Raw genomic sequence first — 15,904 nt, forward strand, 5'->3', positions numbered from 1 at the left:
AGTTTCAATTTTTATGAAAGATTTATTACATTTTTATTGTCGTGCCGCGCGCCGGCCCAGCAATTGCTGGATGCGGCCATGGCGGTGGGCGGACAGGGGATAGCCCGCCACGGCCAGCATGGACAGGCCCAGCCCCACCACGCAGGCCAGCCCCGCCAGCTGCCGGAAGCCCTGCAAGGTTTCCGGTGTCTGCACCTCCCCGGCTACGAATCCGACGCCGTCCAGCGCCAGCCCGCCCAGGAAGGCCGCCCCGCCCAGCGCCAGTTTCAAGATCAGCGAGGACAGGCCATAGACCTTGGCCTCGTCCCGGCGGCGCTGTCGCCAATGGCCGTAATCGACCGTGTCGGGCACCATGGACCAGCTGGCCACGGCGTGCGCCGTATGGCCGAAGCACATCGCCCCCAGCCAGAACAGGGTCGGGACCAGACTGCCCGGCGGGGTCAGGGCCACGGCCCCGCCGCCGGCCATGACCAGCAGGCTGCCGCCCTGCCAGGCCGCGCGCTTGGACCAGCGCCGCGCCACCCAGACCCAGAAGGGCACGGCCAGCACACCCACGGCGGAAAAGCCCGTCAGGGCCGATGCCGTCAGGTCCGTGTCGCCGCCCAGGTCATATTTCAGCAGATAGGGCAGGTTGCGGAACAACAGGCCCAGCGACAGATGCAGGGCCACCGTCGCCGCCATCAGGCGCAGCAGCGGCCCGTTGCGCGTCACCCCGCGCAGGAACCCGCCCAGGTCCGCCGACAGATGCTGATGCGGGGTCTGCCGGGCCGCCGGGGCCGGCAGTTCGCGCACCGTCAGGCCGCAGATCAGATGCGCCAGCACGGCCAGCGCCCCGATACAGGCCGCCGCCGGGCTGTAATCCCCGAACCAGCGGGCCAGCAGCGGCAGTAGCGCCGCCACGGAGGTCGACCCGGCAAAGGCCAGCAGCATGCGCCAGCCCGTCAGGCTGGCCCGTTCGTCGCTGCTGGGCGTCATGGCCGCCGTCAGCGAGGAATAGGGGATGGCCACCACGGCATAGGCCGAGCGCAGCGCCATGTGCGACAGGGTGGCAAAGACCATCATCCCCGCCGATCCCGGCACCAGGAAGGATGGCGGGGTGAAGCAGAGCGTGAAGGCCAGCGCCAGCGGCACCGTCCCGAACAGGATGAAGGGCCGGTAGCGCCCCAGCCTTGTGCGCGTGCGGTCGGAGATGATGCCCATCAGCGGATCCATGCCCGCATCCCAGATGGACGCGATCAGATAGCAGAGCCCCGCATCCACGGCTGACAGGCCCAGCACATCCATCTGGAAGAACAGGATGAACAGCAGAATGGACTGCCAGTAGAGATTGAGGCCGAAATCGCCCACGGCATAGCCGAGCTTCTGGCCGAGTCCCAAATCACGCATCGCCGACGCTTTTCCCCCGCCTGCCTGGCTCCGTTCGCCCGGCCCCCACTTGCCTGGATTGTCACCGGGCTTGGCACCGACCCTACGCTGCAAGGGCCGCAAGGTCGAGCGGGAAGCGCGGCCGGAGCCTGCCGGGCGGGTGTCATGCGCCCCCGTGACGGGTCATACCCTGTCCCGGTGATCGCAACCGATCACCGGGCTTCAATCGCCAGCGCCGCCATCCGGCGGCTCGGCTACGCCGCACGCGCGGTGCTGTGGCAGTCGCCGCCGTACCCATTCCCGATGAGCTGGACTCATCGGGAATGGGTATCACTTCCTTCCCAGAAAGTTGCACATATGTTACGCACCCTGCTCGACCGATATAGCGACCTGATGGGGAGGTCCGTCCATGCGTCTCAGCCTCAGCATGAAAATCCTGCTGGCCAATCTGGCGATCCTGGCCCTGCTGCTGGTGGCCGCCGCCATCATGGTGGTGGGCGCCAACCAGCAGCGCCATCAGGTCGACGTGGCCCGCGCCACGGCCGACCGCGCCGCCGGGCAGGCGCTGTCGCTGGTCAGCATCATCAAGGATGTGCGCGCCGACGCCACCCGCGTGCAATTGTGGCTGACCGACATGGCCGCCACGCGCGGGCTGGACGGGCTGGATACCGGGTTCGAGGAGGCGGAGAAGGCCCATGCGGACCTGCTGCGCGACACCGCGGCCGCCCGCAAGCTGGCGCAGGCGATGGGGCTGACGGAGGTGGAGGCGGCGCTGGGCCGGGTGGAGGGCTTCTTCCCCGCCTTCTACAGCAAGGGCGTGGCTGCCGCGAAAGCCTATGTCAATAGCGGGCCGGAGGTCGGCAACATGCTGATGGGCGCCTTTGTCGGCGTCAATGACGGCATGTCGGCCGAACTGGACGCCGTGGCCGACGATGTGCGCAAGGTGGCCGACACGGCCAAGGCGCAGATGGATGCCGACCTGGCTGCCGCCGATGCCATCGCCGCCCGTCTGGCCTGGCTGATCATCGGTCTGGCCGGGGTCGGTGTCGCCATCGCCCTGGTCGTGCTGCTGGCCCTGCGCCAGAATGTGGTGATGCCGCTGGTGGCGCTGACCGGGGCCCTGACCCGCATCGGCCGGGGCGATCTGAAGGCGGCGGTGCCGCCCATGCAGGGCCGGCGCGACGAGCTGGCCGACATGGCGGGTGCTGTGTCCAGCCTGCGCGACCGCGCCATCGAGAATGCCCGCCTGCGCGAGGAACAGCAGGAGAGCGAGGCCGAGGCCGAGCGCCGCCGCCGCGAGGCGCTGCGGACCATGGCCGAGACGGTGGAGGTGGAAAGCCGGTCCAGCGTGGATGGCATTGCCGTGGAGACCCGCCAGATGGACGGGGCCGCCGCCGCCATGGCCGACAGTGCCACCCAGGTGCGCGACAGTGCCGCCAATGTCGCCAGTGCGGCCATGCATGCCCTGGCCAATGCCCAGGCCGTGGCCGGCGCCACCGAACAGCTGACCGCGTCGATCACCGAGATCAGCGCCCAGGTGGCCCATGCCACCAGCCTGTCCGGGGCGGCGGTGGAGCGCAGCCAGCGGACCCGCGCCACCATCGACAGCCTGTCCGACGTGGTGGAACAGATCGGCGGCGTGGCCAGCCTGATCCGCGATATCGCCGAACAGACCAACCTGCTGGCCCTGAACGCCACCATCGAGGCGGCACGCGCCGGCGATGCCGGCAAGGGCTTTGCTGTGGTGGCGTCGGAGGTGAAGACGCTGGCCACCCAGACCACCCGGTCGACGGAGGAGATCAGTGCCCGCATCCAGCAGATCCAGTCCGTGACGGCCACGGCCGTGACCGCGGTGGAGGAGATCGCCCAGGCCATCCGTGCGATGGACGAGGTGTCGGCCAGCATTGCCGGCGCCATGGAGGAACAGGCCGCCGCCACGCGGGAGATTTCCCGCAATGTCACGGAAACGGCGGAAGCCGCCCAGGAAGTGGCCAGCCGCATCGGCACCGTATCGGACGAGGCCGACAGCACGGGCGAGAAGGCCGCGGCCATGCGCGAGGTGGCCATGCGCATCGTCGGTTCGGTCAGCGACCTGCGCCACACCCTGGTCCGCGTCGTGCGCACGGCCACCGTGGATGTGGACCGCCGCCACGGGCAGCGGCTGGAGGTCGATCTGGACGTGACGATCGAGACGGCGGGCGGCGGGCAGGGGCGTGGCCGGCTGCTGAACATCTCCGCCGGCGGCGCCCTGCTGGAAGGGGCGGATCTGCCGGAAGGCACCCAGGGCACGTTGACGGTGCCGGGGCTGGACGGTGCGCTGCCCTTCCGTGTCAAGACGCTGGATCACGGCCAGAACGGCCTGGCCTTCCTGCTGGATGAAGGCCAGAAGCTGCATCTGGGCAGCCGGCTGGTGGACCGATTCGGCGGGGCCGCGGCGGCGTGATTTCGCCCCTCAGCCGTCGAACCCGTCAGGATGGCGCGACCGCCAGGCCCAGGCCGTGGCGATGATGTCTTCCAGCGATGACAGGGCGGGCTGCCAGCCCGTTTCGGCGCGCAGCCGGCTGCCATCGGCGACCAGGATGGGCGGGTCGCCGGCGCGGCGCGGGGCCAGACGCACGGGGATGGGCCGGCCCACCGTTTTCTCGGCCGTGCTGACCACCTGCTGCACGCTATGCCCCCGGCCCGACCCGACATTGTAGCGCACCGACCCCCGATCCAGCCGGTCCAGCACAAGCAGATGCGCCGAGGCAATGTCGCTGACATGCACATAGTCGCGGATGCAGGTGCCATCCGGGGTGGGATAGTCGGTGCCGTAAATGTCCAGATGGCTGCGCCGGCCCAGGGCCACGTCCAGCACGATGGGGATCAGGTGGGTTTCGGGCTGGTGATCCTCCCCCATATGCCCGTCGGGATGGGCGCCGGCGGCGTTGAAATAGCGCAGGCAGGCCGACCGCAGACCATGGTCGCGGTCGGCAGCCGCCAGCAACTGTTCCACCTTATATTTGCCTTCGCCATAGGGGCTGCCGGGGCCGATGGGCGCATCCTCCGCCAGCAACTCGCCATTGCCGGGCGAGGCGAAGATATTGGCGGTGGAGGACAGGACGAAACGCCGGATACCGGCGGCCAAGGTGGCCCGGATCAGGGTGTCGGCGATGCGGACATTGTTTCCCAGATAAAGGTCCGGTCGCAGGATGGATTCGCCCACCAGGGAGCGGGCGGCGAAATGCATGACCGTGTCAAAGGATCGGCCGGCAAAGGTGCGGGCCAGCAGATCGGCATCGCCGGCATCGCCCACGATCATCTCCGCCGCCGCGGGGACAGCCGCGCGGTGCCCCAGGCTGAGATCATCGATGACGGTGACATGATGCCCGGCCCGCAGCAGCGCATCCACCGTATGGCTGCCGACATAGCCGGCACCGCCGGTGACCAGGACCGTTCTGGGGTTCATCCGCGCCTATACCGTCCAACAGCCTTTCCCCGCATCGATATCATCGGGGAGCCATGCCGAACAATATAAGCCGTACCGCACCCGCTTGTTTTCCTGTGGCTACTCCTGGATCGGTGCATGTGACGGCTAGGGATACTTCAACGTAAATCTGACAGACTCGAATTGTCCCATGGATTGAGCAGCAATGCGCCGCTACGGGCCACGTCGCGGAGATTGCGGGTGACCAAACACAGGCTGCCCTCCAGTGCTGTTGCCGCCAGCATCGTGTCGATGACGGGTGGCGGGTGGCCTGTCTGACGCTTAACGGTGCCCGTTACGATGCCCCAGCGTCGGATCACTGAATCTGTCACAGGCAGGATACGCCCGCCGAACCGGTCCAGCAGCCCGTCGCGGATGTTGGCATAGGCTCTTCCTCGCGGGTCATCGGGCGGAAGGGCGGCGATGCCCTTTTCATACTCGCCGATGGTCAGGATGCTGAGATACAGCTTGTCCTCATCCTGGGTCGCTGCCCAGCGCTTGACGCTGGGGGCGCCGTTGGGGTTGATCAAGGCAGCGACGACATTGGTGTCCAGCAGCCAACCGCTCACAGATCGACCTCGCGCCCCATGTCGCGTTCGCGTGGGAAATCCAGTTCCAGGCCGGGTTCGTGCAGGCTCTCCATGAAATCGAGGAAGGGCTTGCGCGCTGGCATGGGCGTTCGCAACCGCTCAAGTTCCTCCACCGCCATCACGATGACGGCATCCTTGCCGCGTCTGGTGACCAGTTGCGGCCCCTCCGTTCGGGCTCGACGGACCACCTCGCTGAAATGCGCCTTGGCGTCCTCCAGCTTCCATGCGGTGGGGGCGCTGGTAGGTGGGCAAACCTCACCAGTGTGGGCGTCGCGGCGAACAAATCCCGACCGGTATTTGCGGTGTAAGGTTTCCTGCACAAGATCTTCGCTGTGATCCCGGCGACGTTCACTCATGTAAACGGGCGGTTGCTTCTTCTGCACTTCCGTCCCCTATCATCTGGTCAGCTGACCAGATGATAGGCCTTTATCGATCCCCCCTCAACTGCCCCGGTAGGTCGAATAGCTCCAGGGGCTGAGCAGCAGGGGGATGTGGTAATGGCCGTCGGTGTCGGCCAGGGCGAAGCGGATGGGGATCTGGTCCAGGAAGGGCGGGTCGGCCAGCGGGGTGCCGTGGCTGCGGAAATAGTCGCCAGCATGGAACAGCAGTTCATAGGTGCCGGTCGGGATCGTGTCGCCGGACAGCAGCGCCCGGTCTGTGCGGCCATCGGCATTGGTGCGGGCGTCCCGGATCAGGGTGCGCTGATCGCCCACCAGCAGGAAAAGCTGGATGAACAGGCCGTCGGCCGGGCGGCCGGCGGCGGTATCCAGCACATGGGTGCTCAGGCGGGCCATGACGTACTCACCAGTTCGGGTTGGTCATAGGCCCGCAGATCGGCCAGGAAATGGTCCTTGTCGGCCAGCCACAGGTCGCGGATCAGACCCTGCACCAGCCGCTGCACCCCGTATTTCATACCGCTGATCGAGGCGCCGGACAGGCCCATGGAGAGCGTGGCGCCGAAGGTGAAATTGTGGATGTTGGCCAGATGCGGGGCGCAGCCGGGCACGCGTTCGGTAAACTGGAACGCGTCACCCAGATAGGGATAGCGGATCAGCAGCGGGTTGCCTTCCCCCTTAGGCGGGGTAAACCTATCGGCCCAGGTGGCGATATCCTTGGCAAAGCGCGCCACCTCCGGCCGGAACGCGGCTTCTACGATGAAGCCCGTGCCCACCACCAGGAAATCGAAGATCATCACGCCCTTGGGCGTGCCGACATGGATTTCGTCGCCTTCCATCCGCACCCATTCCCAGGGGCAGGAGGTGTGGAAGGCGAAGTTCGGGTGCAGGACGCAGCGATGGAACGTGTCCTGCGGCGGCGGCTGGTTCAGGTCGAAGATGTGGCGCATGTAGCGCCAGCGGTCCAGATCGCCCATGGACGCGAAATGACCCAGGAACCCGGAAAATTCCATCCAGCGATAGGGGTTCACGCGCGGAATGTCGGGCCGGCGCAGGCAGAGATCGACCGAGGCCACCCCGGCCTCCAGCGCCGTGCCGGCATTGTCGAAGGCAGACGCACCTGCCCCCAGCACGCCGATGCGCCTGCCCTTCAGCGCGTCGAAATCAATGAATTCGGAGGTGTGGGCATAGCGATCCTCCGGCACCACCTGGCGGATGAAATCGGGCACATGCCAGCGCCCGGCCCCGTCAATGCCCGTGGCCAGCACCAGCTTGCGGGCCAGGATCAGGTCCTGCCCGTCGGGTGTGTCGACGGTCAGGCGCAGGATGCCCGTGTCCTCCTCCGGCTCCACCGCCAGCAGATCATGCTCATTGCGCACGGGGATGGACAGCACGCTTCGATACCAGTTCAGGTAATCCTGCCAGGTCTCCTTGGGCAGCTTGCCCAGATCGGCCCAGGCGGCGGGGCCATATTTCGCCTCGAACCAGGCGCGCGGGGTCAGGCTGGGCACGCCCAGGTCGGGGCCGGTCAGATGCTTGGGCGTGCGCAGGGTGATCATGCGGGCAAAGGTCACCCACGGCCCTTCCCGACCCGCCTTGTTGCGGTCGATGACCAGGATATTGCCCAATTTTTCCCGCATCAGGCCGAAGGCGGTCGCCAGCCCGGCCTGTCCGCCGCCGACAATGACCACGTCAAAGACGGGGCCGTCGGCATGCGTGCGGGCCGGCACCCAGGAACGGGCCGGGTAATCCAGCAGGGTCAGGTCGCGGGCGACCTGCGCTTCCAGGGCCTTCAAATCCTGTTCACTCATGTCCCGAACAGCCCCTCCAGGCGGAATTTGGCGATCTTGGCGACTTCTCCCAATGCTGTTCTGATTTCCGTGCCGACATCGTTGGTCAGCCGGGCTTCCAGGGCGTCCTTGATGCTGTCCCGGGTCTGGGCCTTCACCGCGATGATGAAGGGAAAGCCGAACCGGTCACGGTAGGCGGCGTTGTGCCGGTCGAACCAGTCGAACTCCGCTTCCGACAGCCGGTCCAGGCCCAGGCCCGCCTGTTCGGCGGTACTGTTGGCCGTCAGCCCGCCGCCGCGCGCCAGCCGGCCCGCCAGATCGGGATGGGCGCGCAGCAAGGACAATTGGGCGTCGGGTCCGGCGGCCGTGACCACATCGACCATGGCCCTGTGCAGTGCAACAAGGTCCGCGAAGGGACGCGCCTCATACACCGTTTCCGCCACCCACGGGCTGTCCTCCCAGATCCCGGCCAGCAGGTGCATGAACCTGGCATGCGGCAAGGCGTTCAGCGTTTCGATGGTGGGGCGGACGGGGGCGGCGGCGGATGCGTCGGTCATGGCCCATGGTGACACGGATTTTTTTGTGCGCAAGCGAAACGATGCGTATGATCGGGGGCAGGGCTGTGCGCATCGCATGGCCGGACCGGTACGAGAGGAGCCGTCGCATGGCTGAACCCTATCCCCGCGACCTGATCGGTTATGGCGCCCATCCGCCGCATCCGCGCTGGCCGGGGGATGCCCGCATCGCCGTGCAGATCGTGATGAATTACGAGGAGGGGGGCGAGAACTGCCTGCTGCATGGCGACGCGGCGTCGGAGGCCTATCTGCAGGAGGTGGTGGGCACGCAGCCCCTGCCGGGCCAGCGCAACCTGTCGGTCGAATCCGTCTATGAATATGGCAGCCGGGCCGGGTTCTGGCGGCTGATGCGGCTGTTCGAGCGGTATGGGGTGAAGGTCACCTGTTACGCCGTGGCCATGGCGCTGGCCCGCCATCCCGACGCCGCCCGCGCCATGGTGGAAGCCGGGCACGAGATCGCGTCCCATGGCTGGCGCTGGATCGATTACCAGAATGTGCCCGAAGCGGTGGAGCGCGAGCACATGCAGCGGGCCATCGACACCATCCGTGCGCTGACGGGGGAGCGGCCGCTGGGCTGGTACACGGGCCGCCTGGGCCCCAATACCCGACGGCTGGTGGTGGAGGAGGGTGGGTTCCTCTATGACGCTGACGCCTATAATGACGACCTGCCCTATTGGCTGCCGCCGGGGACTTATGCGGGCCAGACGGACCCGCATCTGGTCATCCCCTATACGCTGGACGTGAATGACATGAAGTTCGGTACGGCCCAGGGCTTCAACCAGGGCGATGATTTCTTCACCTATGCACGCGACGCCTTCGACGCGCTTTATGCCGAAGGGGAGACGGCGCCCAAGATGATGTCGGTGGGCCTGCACACGCGGCTGATCGGAAGGCCGGGGCGCGTGCGCGGGCTGGAACGGTTCCTGGACCATGTGCTGGCCCATGACCGCGTCTGGGTGGCAAGACGCGTCGATATCGCCCGGCACTGGCGCGCGGTGCATCCGTGGCGTGGGTAGTGGCAATGAGCCCGGATTAACCAGTTTTCACTTGGCCCGGCTGATGTTGCGGGATAGGTCAGGTCATCCAACAAGGGATGCGCGACATGGATCTGAAGCCCCTCATTCCCTATCTGGCCATTGGCTTTGCCATTTTGATCCTGGCCCGGCGTACGCAGAAGCCCAGGCGGGTGCGGACCCCGGTGGTGATCGCGCTGCTGGGCCTGCTGGTGCTGGCCATCGGCTTCTATATTTTCGGCCATGTCATGGCGGGACCCCATGTGGATGGGCTGGGCTGGCTGATCATCGCCGTCTCGCTGGCCGCAGGGGCCGCCTGCGGCGTCTATGCCGCCCGCCATATCCACCTGTTCCGCGATCCGGACACGGGCCACCCCATGTCACGCCTGACCGTGACGGGGTTGCTGTTCATTGTCGGCCTGATATTGGTGAAGCAGGGGGCCCGGCATCTGGGCCTGGAAGACCCGGAAGCCCATGGCTTCGGCATCGTCTCCGACGCGCTGTTTGCCCTGGCCATGGGCACGGTCTTCGCCCGCCAGATCCTGATGCTGCGCCGGGTGCGGGCGCTGCAGGTGGGGGGTGACGATAGGTTGCGAGCCTGATGATTGCGACCAGACTGCTGCGAAGGGAATCCCCATGTCCGTCATGACCACCCTATTCCTTTCCAATCGCACCCAAGCCGTCCACTTGCCCAAGGATGTTGCTTTTCCCGATCATGTGCGGGAGGTGGTGATTCTGAAGGAGGGTGATCGCCGGGTGATCGTGCCGCGGGATCGGCTCTGGGATGACTTCTTCGACCAGCCGGGGATCGATTTTCCCGATCGGGAGCAGCCGGCGTGGGAATAGGGCGGCGCTTCACCCCCACACAGCGTTTCATCATTGCTGTCCTCGCCGGCACCGTCACAGGTGCTTTTAAGCCGATCTATCAATTGCTTCCCTTGCAACCGGATAGGCTCGGTGACGATGGTCAGATGCAGATCGGGGTTATGATCGCGGCCATTTTCGTTGTCATCATGGCCTGGGTTGGTCTTTCCAGCCTGCTGATCGGGGGGCCGGTGATGCTGTTGTTGCGACGGTTCGGACTACGGCATCCTTCAATCCACGCCGCCGTTGGCGCGGCCCTGGGTTATGCTGTGTTCTATGGTTTGGCGTCACAGACCCTGATCCAGAACATTCCTGTTCTCAGCCTGGCCGGTGCCTCGGCCGGCGGCACGACGGCGCTTGTCTGGCGCTTGCTGTTGCCAGCCGACAAAATCTGATCCGGGTCGGTGGGGATGGCTGGAACATGTTCCAGGCTGAAAGGGCGGCCGTTGCGGGCCGCCCTTTGCGTTTCCCTCACCGCGCCTCGCGCAACTCCGCGAAATCGCTGTCCTGTTCGTGCAGTTCCCCCAGCTCACCGCGTGCGCGGGCCTTGCGGCCATAGACCAGTTCGAACAAGGGTGAGGCCATCAGGGTGGTGATGATGGCCATCAGCACCAGGATGGAGAACAGGGCCGGGCCGATAAGGCCCTTCTGCAGGCCGATATTGATGATGATCAGCTCCATCAGGCCGCGCGCATTCATCAGGGCGCCGATGCCCATGGCGGTGGCATTGTCCTGCCCCGTCAGGCGGGCGGCGGCCCAGCAGGCCCCGCCCTTGGCCAGGATGGAGGCGGCCAGGATGCCCAGTGTCACCAGCACCAGACCCCAGTTGTCGACGAGCGTCAGCTGGGTATGCAGGCCCGAATAGGTGAAGAACATGGGCAGCAGCACCACCACGGCAAACGGTTCCAGCTGCCGGCGCAGGTCGGTGGCCAGCACACCGCGCGGGATGATGCAGCCCAGCAGGAAGCCACCGAACACGGCATGGATGCCGGCCGCATCCATGGCCCAGGCCGACAGCAGGAACAGGATCAGGACGATGCCCAGGGTCGAATGATCGACCCGGCCCATCCGTTCGGCCCGCCGGCCCAGGGGCGCCAGCAGCTTGGGCCCCAGGGTCAGCATGAACAGGGCAAAGGCCGCCCCGCCGCCGATGGCCTTCACCGCCACCATGGGGCCGTCGCCGAAAGTGGCCAGCACGATGGCCAGCACAGTCCAGGCCCCGGCATCGTCAATGGCGCCCGCCGACAGCGACAGGGTACCCAGCGGCGTGCCCGACAGGCCGCGTTCATGGATGATGCGGGCCAGCATGGGAAAGGCCGTGATGGCGATGCAGGCCCCCATGAACAAGGTGGTCTGCGGCAGGGTCAGGCTTTCATTGAACAGGCCATGCCCCATCAGCCAGGGGGTGATGATCGCCGCCAGCAGGAAGGGGGCCGCCATGCCCGACAGGGAGACGGCGGCGGCGCTGCCGACATTTGATCTGAAATGATCGGTCCGGAAGCCCAGCCCGACCAGGAACATGTAAAGCCCCACGCCGAACTGCGCGCCCACGAACAGTACAGCCTTCGATTCCTTCGGGAACAGCAGCCCCTGGATGTCCGGTGCCAGCAGACCCAGCAGTGACGGCCCCAGGATGACGCCGGCGATCATTTCGCCCACCACCTGCGGCTGGCCCAAATAGCGCTTCGCCAGCCAGCCGACGCCGCGGCAGGCGGCGATGATCACGGCCAGTTGCAGAAAGAAGACGACGCTGAGCTGGGCTGGCGTCATGGGGGTGTCCTCCCGTCGGACAACGTTGTCTATTGGCGCTTGAGCGCGTCTTTGCAGCTTTGTTTCTTATCAGCGCGAATTCGGGAAACGAAGCGGAAAGTTGACAGCGATGACATCCCAGCGCAGGCGCAGGTTTTCTGCCCGGCGGTACAGATCAGGCCATGTCGGGCACAGCAAATTCATCGCAGTGCGGCAGAAAGGGGCCGTTTGTCACAAAACTGAAATATTGCAACTATTACTTATCTGGTGTGGTTAATGTGCATCACCGTCACGTTATTGTCATACCGGACCCCGCCCCCATCTTGATCCATGGGCCCGGCCATTTCATGTTGTGCCGCAGCAAACGAATTCATGCCCGTCCGGGGTGATCCGGGCGGGCATTTATGCAGAAAAATGCGGGTGACCGTCCCCGGGCAGGCAGAGAAGGGGCGGCGCTACGGACCAGGAATCGGCATCGGCGGCACGAACCGCCGCAATCGGCACTGAAGGGGCATCCCATAATGCGCATCAGCAATCCATCCTTGACCCGTCTCCTGGCCGGCACGGCCAGCCTTCTGGCCCTGTCCGCCATGGTCCCGGCCGCCGGCGCCCAGGCTGTGCTGGACGAGATCATCGTCACCGCGACCAAGCGCGCGGAGAACCTGCAGCAGGTTCCCGTGTCGGTCGGCACCATCACGGCCGATAAGCTGGATGCGGTCATGACCGGCGGTGTCGACCTGCTGGCCCTGTCCGGCCAGGTGCCGAGCCTGTATGCGGAATCCACCTTCTCCCGCACCTTCCCGCGCTTTTATATCCGCGGTCTGGGCAACAGCGATTTCGACCTGACCTCCACCCAGCCCGTGGGCGTCGTCTATGACGAGGTGGTGCAGGAAAACCCGATGCTGCGCGGCTTCCCCGTCTTCGATCTGGAGCGGGTTGAAGTGCTGCGCGGGCCGCAGGGCACGCTGTTCGGCCGCAACACGCCGGCCGGCACCATCAGCTTCGTGTCAAAGAAGCCGACCCAGAAGACCGAGGGCTATTTCTCTGCCGCCTATGGCAGCAAGAATACGCTGGATGCCGAGGGTGCGGTTGGTGGCGCCCTGGTGGAGGACATCCTGTCCGCCCGCCTGTCGCTGAAGTACGACCGCAAGGACGACTATATCGACAATAGCTACACGGGTGAGAAGGACGCGCTGGGCGGCCATAGCGAGGCGGCGGCCCGCCTGCAATTGCTGTATGAGCGTGGCCCCTTCACGGCCCTGGCCAACGCCCATTACCGCGACCTGAACGGCACCGCCCGCGTCTTCGTCGCCAATGCCATCACCAAGGGCAGCAACGACCTGTCCTCCACCTTCTCCCGCAATTCCGTCTATCAGAACGGCGCCAACGACCTGGACATCAATTCCAAGGGCGGCAGCCTGAAGATGGAATATGATTTCGACGGCGTCACCCTGACCTCCATCAGCGGCTATGAGTCGGTTGAGGTCTATACGCGCGGCGATATCGATGGTGGCGTGGCCGGCAAGGGCCCGGGCTTCGTGCCGTTCGACAGCGAGACGGCCGATGAGGTGCCCGATCATTCCCAGTATACGCAGGAACTGCGCCTGTCGAACGGTGACGGGGAAAAGCTGCGCTGGCAGACGGGCTTCTTCTATTTCAAGGAAGATGTGACGGCCTACGGCTATTCCTATGGCAATGCCGCCGACCCGCGCGGCATCGGCATCTTCACCGACAGCAATCAGGTCACCAAGACCTGGGCCGTCTTCGGCCAGGCTGCCTATGACCTGACCGACCGGTTCACGCTGACCGCCGGCGTGCGCTACAATGACGAGGACAAGGATTTCCACGTCACCCGCACCATGCCGGGCGTGCCGGGCTCCACCAAGGGCAATGCCGACCTGTCCGACGGCCAGGTGACCTGGGATGCCAGCCTGACCTTCAAGGCCACGGACGACATCAACCTGTTCGGCCGCGTGGCCAGCGGCTATCGCGCACCGTCGATCCAGTCGCGCCCGCTGTTCTATTTCGGCACCAACATCAACAAGGACGCGCTGTCGGTCGCCAAGGCCGAAACGCTGATGTCCTATGAAGCCGGCATCAAGTCGGACCTGTGGGAACGCAAGGCCCGTCTGAACGTCACTGCCTTCTATACCGACATCGACAACCAGCAGTTCACGGCCGTTGGCGGGGCGTCCAACAACAACACCCTGATCAATGCCGACCATGGTATCGGTTACGGCTTCGAGGCCGAGCTGGAGCTGCTGCCGGTGGAGAACCTGCGCCTGACCACGGGCCTGTCCTACAACCACACCGAAATCGATGATGCCGGGCTGAAGGTCGCTCCCTGCGGCGGCGGCTGCACCGTCACCGACCCGATGTCGGGCGGTCTGGCCAGCATCGATGGCAACAGCTTCCCCAACGCGCCCAAGTGGATCTTCTCCGCCTCGGCCCGCTATGGCGTGCCGGTGTCGTCGGGCGAGGTCTATGTCTTCACCGACTGGAACTACCGCTCCAAGGTCAATTTCTTCCTCTACACGTCCAAGGAATTCTATTCCGACAGCAAGATCGAAGGCGGCCTGAAGGTCGGCTACGTTTCGGACGATGAAAAGCTGGGCGTGGCACTGGTGGGCCGCAACATCACCAACGCCAAGGAGCTGGAAGGCGCCATCGACTTCAACAACCTGACCGGTTTCGTGACCGACGCCCCCTATTGGGGTGTGGAGATCACGTCCAAGTTCTGATCGGGTCCTCGGACCTGGATGATGTGGCCCGCGCCGTGCGACCGGCGCGGGCCTTTTTTTATCTGGGGGGTGAAAGGGAATCGGTTTGGGTCTCTCCGGCATCATCCCAGCACATGCGCACAGGCGCTACGATAAGAGGTCCGTTCTCCGTTCAGTCCCCTCCACCGTCACCCCGGCGAAGGCCGGGGTCCAGGGCAGAGCGGCGTCTGCCGCGATAAGACTCATATCGGCGCTAACCGCGCCTCACGCTGGACCCCGGCCTTCGCCGGGGTGACGGGAAGAGAGGGCTGAACCGGGGGACGAACCGCCAAACTTAGCGCCTATGGGCCGCGTCATGGGTGACGGTGTAACCCGCACAGACGCTCGCTTGCGGGTTCGGCGTTCTACCGCGCCACCAGCCGGTAGCGTTCCCACCAGGCGGCCCGCGCCGTCGCTTCGTCCTGCACGATGATGGGGTCGGTCCACAGCTTGCCCCGGTAACCGCCGCCAATGTCGCGCCGCGCCAGTTTTTCCGGCCAGCCCATCAACTGGATCGCCTCCGAAATGGCCGTGATCTTGTCGGCCTTTTTGATCAGGTCGGTATCCGTGACCGATAACGGCCAGGGCAGGCCGACAGCCAGGAACAGGGCCCGGTCCAGCCGCGCCTTCACCTCTTTCAGCCCGGCCGTGGCGAACAGCTTGCCATAGGGCGTGACGACATCGCCCAGGCCCCCGCCTTCATGCAGGTCGTGCATCAGGGCCGCCAGCCGCAGGGTCGGCCCGGCATCGGGCGCCAGCAGGCCCAGCAGCACCTGTTCCAGCAGCACCGAATGCTGCAAGACGTTATAGGCAATGGGCCCCTGCGTCTGCCCGCCCCAGCGGGCCACGCGCGAGGCGCCGGTCACCCAATCCTCCAGCACGATATCGGCCGGCGCGGGGTCATACAGGTTCACCCAGCGGCCCGAGCGCATCAGCAGGTTGGTGCGGGGCGCATCCAGATGGTTGGGAACGGCGGTCGGCTTGGTCATTCAGGCGGCGCTGGAATGGGGGTTGGGGGACTTTTCGACCGGTACCACGCTGAGCCGCATGCCCAGGGCCTCCATCAGACGGACGATGGTGCCGAACTGTGGACGGCCGTCGGCCGACAGGGTCTTGTACAGGCTGGCCCGGGAGACGCCTAGGGCGCGCGCCAGTTCGCTCATGCCGCTGGCGCGGGCGACGTCGCCCAGGGCTGCCGACACCAAGGCGGGGTCACCATCTTCCAGCGCTGCATTCAGGTAGGCGGCAATGGCGCCGACATCCTGCAGGTGGTCCGCCGGGTCCCAGGGCATGGTTGTCAGTTCCTGCGTCAAAGCGGTGCCTCCTTCAACTGCTTGG

16 protein-coding genes are annotated in these 15,904 nt (G+C 65.7%); 6 read left to right on the forward strand and 10 right to left on the reverse strand.

What is annotated here, in order from left to right; translation table 11 throughout:
- Positions 1-33: 33 nt before the first annotated feature.
- A complete protein-coding gene (locus ACODTW_RS08080) occupies positions 34-1,386 on the reverse strand; it encodes an MFS transporter (protein ID WP_488945456.1) in 1,353 nt (450 codons plus the stop codon).
- 388 nt (positions 1,387-1,774) lie between these two features.
- Between ACODTW_RS08080 and ACODTW_RS08085 the strand changes: the two genes are divergently transcribed.
- Complete coding sequence (locus tag ACODTW_RS08085; RefSeq protein ID WP_488945457.1) at positions 1,775-3,808, forward strand: methyl-accepting chemotaxis protein; 2,034 nt, start codon at positions 1,775-1,777, stop codon at positions 3,806-3,808.
- Between the two features lie 9 nt (positions 3,809-3,817).
- Here ACODTW_RS08085 and galE read toward each other — a convergent pair whose 3' ends face one another.
- The 6 genes from galE to uraD form a co-directional block, all read right to left on the reverse strand.
- Entirely contained in the window at positions 3,818-4,813 is a 996-nt protein-coding gene (gene galE / locus ACODTW_RS08090) for a UDP-glucose 4-epimerase GalE (protein WP_488945458.1), read from the reverse strand.
- 137 nt (positions 4,814-4,950) lie between these two features.
- Positions 4,951-5,400 carry a type II toxin-antitoxin system VapC family toxin gene (locus ACODTW_RS08095; RefSeq protein WP_488945459.1) on the reverse strand — a complete coding sequence of 150 codons (450 nt, stop codon included), beginning with the start codon at positions 5,398-5,400 and terminating at the stop codon, positions 4,951-4,953.
- Positions 5,397-5,804, reverse strand: coding sequence for a type II toxin-antitoxin system Phd/YefM family antitoxin (locus tag ACODTW_RS08100; protein WP_488945460.1), 408 nt, complete (start codon positions 5,802-5,804; stop codon positions 5,397-5,399). Before ACODTW_RS08100 ends, ACODTW_RS08095 begins: the two co-directional genes overlap by 4 nt.
- Positions 5,805-5,861: 57 nt before the next feature.
- On the reverse strand, positions 5,862-6,215 hold the full coding sequence (gene uraH, locus ACODTW_RS08105; RefSeq protein WP_488945461.1) for a hydroxyisourate hydrolase: 354 nt from the start codon (positions 6,213-6,215) through the stop codon (positions 5,862-5,864).
- Positions 6,203-7,627 carry an NAD(P)-binding domain-containing protein gene (locus ACODTW_RS08110; protein WP_488945462.1) on the reverse strand — a complete coding sequence of 475 codons (1,425 nt, stop codon included), beginning with the start codon at positions 7,625-7,627 and terminating at the stop codon, positions 6,203-6,205. Before ACODTW_RS08110 ends, uraH begins: the two co-directional genes overlap by 13 nt.
- Positions 7,624-8,163 (reverse strand): 2-oxo-4-hydroxy-4-carboxy-5-ureidoimidazoline decarboxylase, encoded by a 540-nt coding sequence (gene uraD, locus ACODTW_RS08115; RefSeq protein ID WP_488945463.1) that lies wholly within the window; start codon positions 8,161-8,163, stop codon positions 7,624-7,626. The genes ACODTW_RS08110 and uraD overlap by 4 nt, the downstream gene beginning before the upstream one ends.
- 107 nt (positions 8,164-8,270) lie before the next feature.
- Between uraD and puuE the strand changes: the two genes are divergently transcribed.
- The 4 genes from puuE to ACODTW_RS08135 all read left to right on the forward strand — a co-directional run bounded on the left by puuE (position 8,271) and on the right by ACODTW_RS08135 (position 10,453).
- Entirely contained in the window at positions 8,271-9,197 is a 927-nt protein-coding gene (gene puuE, locus ACODTW_RS08120; RefSeq protein WP_488945464.1) for an allantoinase PuuE, read from the forward strand.
- An 86-nt stretch (positions 9,198-9,283) separates the two neighbouring features.
- Positions 9,284-9,796, forward strand: coding sequence for a CcdC protein domain-containing protein (locus ACODTW_RS08125; protein ID WP_488945465.1), 513 nt, complete (start codon positions 9,284-9,286; stop codon positions 9,794-9,796).
- Positions 9,797-9,830: 34 nt separating this feature from the next.
- Positions 9,831-10,040 carry a type II toxin-antitoxin system VapB family antitoxin gene (vapB, locus tag ACODTW_RS08130; protein WP_488945466.1) on the forward strand — a complete coding sequence of 70 codons (210 nt, stop codon included), beginning with the start codon at positions 9,831-9,833 and terminating at the stop codon, positions 10,038-10,040.
- A complete protein-coding gene (locus ACODTW_RS08135; protein WP_488945467.1) occupies positions 10,031-10,453 on the forward strand; it encodes a hypothetical protein in 423 nt (140 codons plus the stop codon). Before vapB ends, ACODTW_RS08135 begins: the two co-directional genes overlap by 10 nt.
- A gap of 76 nt (positions 10,454-10,529) precedes the next feature.
- Here ACODTW_RS08135 and ACODTW_RS08140 read toward each other — a convergent pair whose 3' ends face one another.
- A complete protein-coding gene (locus ACODTW_RS08140; protein WP_488945468.1) occupies positions 10,530-11,828 on the reverse strand; it encodes a cation:proton antiporter in 1,299 nt (432 codons plus the stop codon).
- A gap of 500 nt (positions 11,829-12,328) precedes the next feature.
- Between ACODTW_RS08140 and ACODTW_RS08145 the strand changes: the two genes are divergently transcribed.
- A complete protein-coding gene (locus tag ACODTW_RS08145; protein WP_488945469.1) occupies positions 12,329-14,548 on the forward strand; it encodes a TonB-dependent receptor in 2,220 nt (739 codons plus the stop codon).
- Between the two features lie 383 nt (positions 14,549-14,931).
- Here ACODTW_RS08145 and ACODTW_RS08150 read toward each other — a convergent pair whose 3' ends face one another.
- Together ACODTW_RS08150 and ACODTW_RS08155 are read right to left on the reverse strand one after the other, a co-directional pair.
- Positions 14,932-15,555 carry a hydrolase gene (locus ACODTW_RS08150; RefSeq protein WP_488945470.1) on the reverse strand — a complete coding sequence of 208 codons (624 nt, stop codon included), beginning with the start codon at positions 15,553-15,555 and terminating at the stop codon, positions 14,932-14,934.
- Complete coding sequence (locus ACODTW_RS08155) at positions 15,556-15,879, reverse strand: addiction module antidote protein (protein WP_488945471.1); 324 nt, start codon at positions 15,877-15,879, stop codon at positions 15,556-15,558.
- Between the last annotated feature and the right edge of the window lie 25 nt (positions 15,880-15,904).

Source organism: Niveispirillum sp. FG148, from assembly GCF_057809655.1.

What these genes read in the sequence shown, in the direction of transcription:
- ACODTW_RS08080 (WP_488945456.1), bottom strand. Translation starts at nt 1,386, where the DNA reads ATGCGTGATTTGGGACTCGGCCAGAAGCTCGGCTATGCCGTGGGCGAT.
- ACODTW_RS08085 (WP_488945457.1), top strand. Translation starts at nt 1,775, where the DNA reads ATGCGTCTCAGCCTCAGCATGAAAATCCTGCTGGCCAATCTGGCGATC.
- galE (WP_488945458.1), bottom strand. Translation starts at nt 4,813, where the DNA reads ATGAACCCCAGAACGGTCCTGGTCACCGGCGGTGCCGGCTATGTCGGC.
- uraH (WP_488945461.1), bottom strand. Translation starts at nt 6,215, where the DNA reads ATGGCCCGCCTGAGCACCCATGTGCTGGATACCGCCGCCGGCCGCCCG.
- ACODTW_RS08110 (WP_488945462.1), bottom strand. Translation starts at nt 7,627, where the DNA reads ATGAGTGAACAGGATTTGAAGGCCCTGGAAGCGCAGGTCGCCCGCGAC.
- uraD (WP_488945463.1), bottom strand. Translation starts at nt 8,163, where the DNA reads ATGACCGACGCATCCGCCGCCGCCCCCGTCCGCCCCACCATCGAAACG.
- puuE (WP_488945464.1), top strand. Translation starts at nt 8,271, where the DNA reads ATGGCTGAACCCTATCCCCGCGACCTGATCGGTTATGGCGCCCATCCG.
- ACODTW_RS08125 (WP_488945465.1), top strand. Translation starts at nt 9,284, where the DNA reads ATGGATCTGAAGCCCCTCATTCCCTATCTGGCCATTGGCTTTGCCATT.
- vapB (WP_488945466.1), top strand. Translation starts at nt 9,831, where the DNA reads ATGTCCGTCATGACCACCCTATTCCTTTCCAATCGCACCCAAGCCGTC.
- ACODTW_RS08140 (WP_488945468.1), bottom strand. Translation starts at nt 11,828, where the DNA reads ATGACGCCAGCCCAGCTCAGCGTCGTCTTCTTTCTGCAACTGGCCGTG.
- ACODTW_RS08145 (WP_488945469.1), top strand. Translation starts at nt 12,329, where the DNA reads ATGCGCATCAGCAATCCATCCTTGACCCGTCTCCTGGCCGGCACGGCC.
- ACODTW_RS08150 (WP_488945470.1), bottom strand. Translation starts at nt 15,555, where the DNA reads ATGACCAAGCCGACCGCCGTTCCCAACCATCTGGATGCGCCCCGCACC.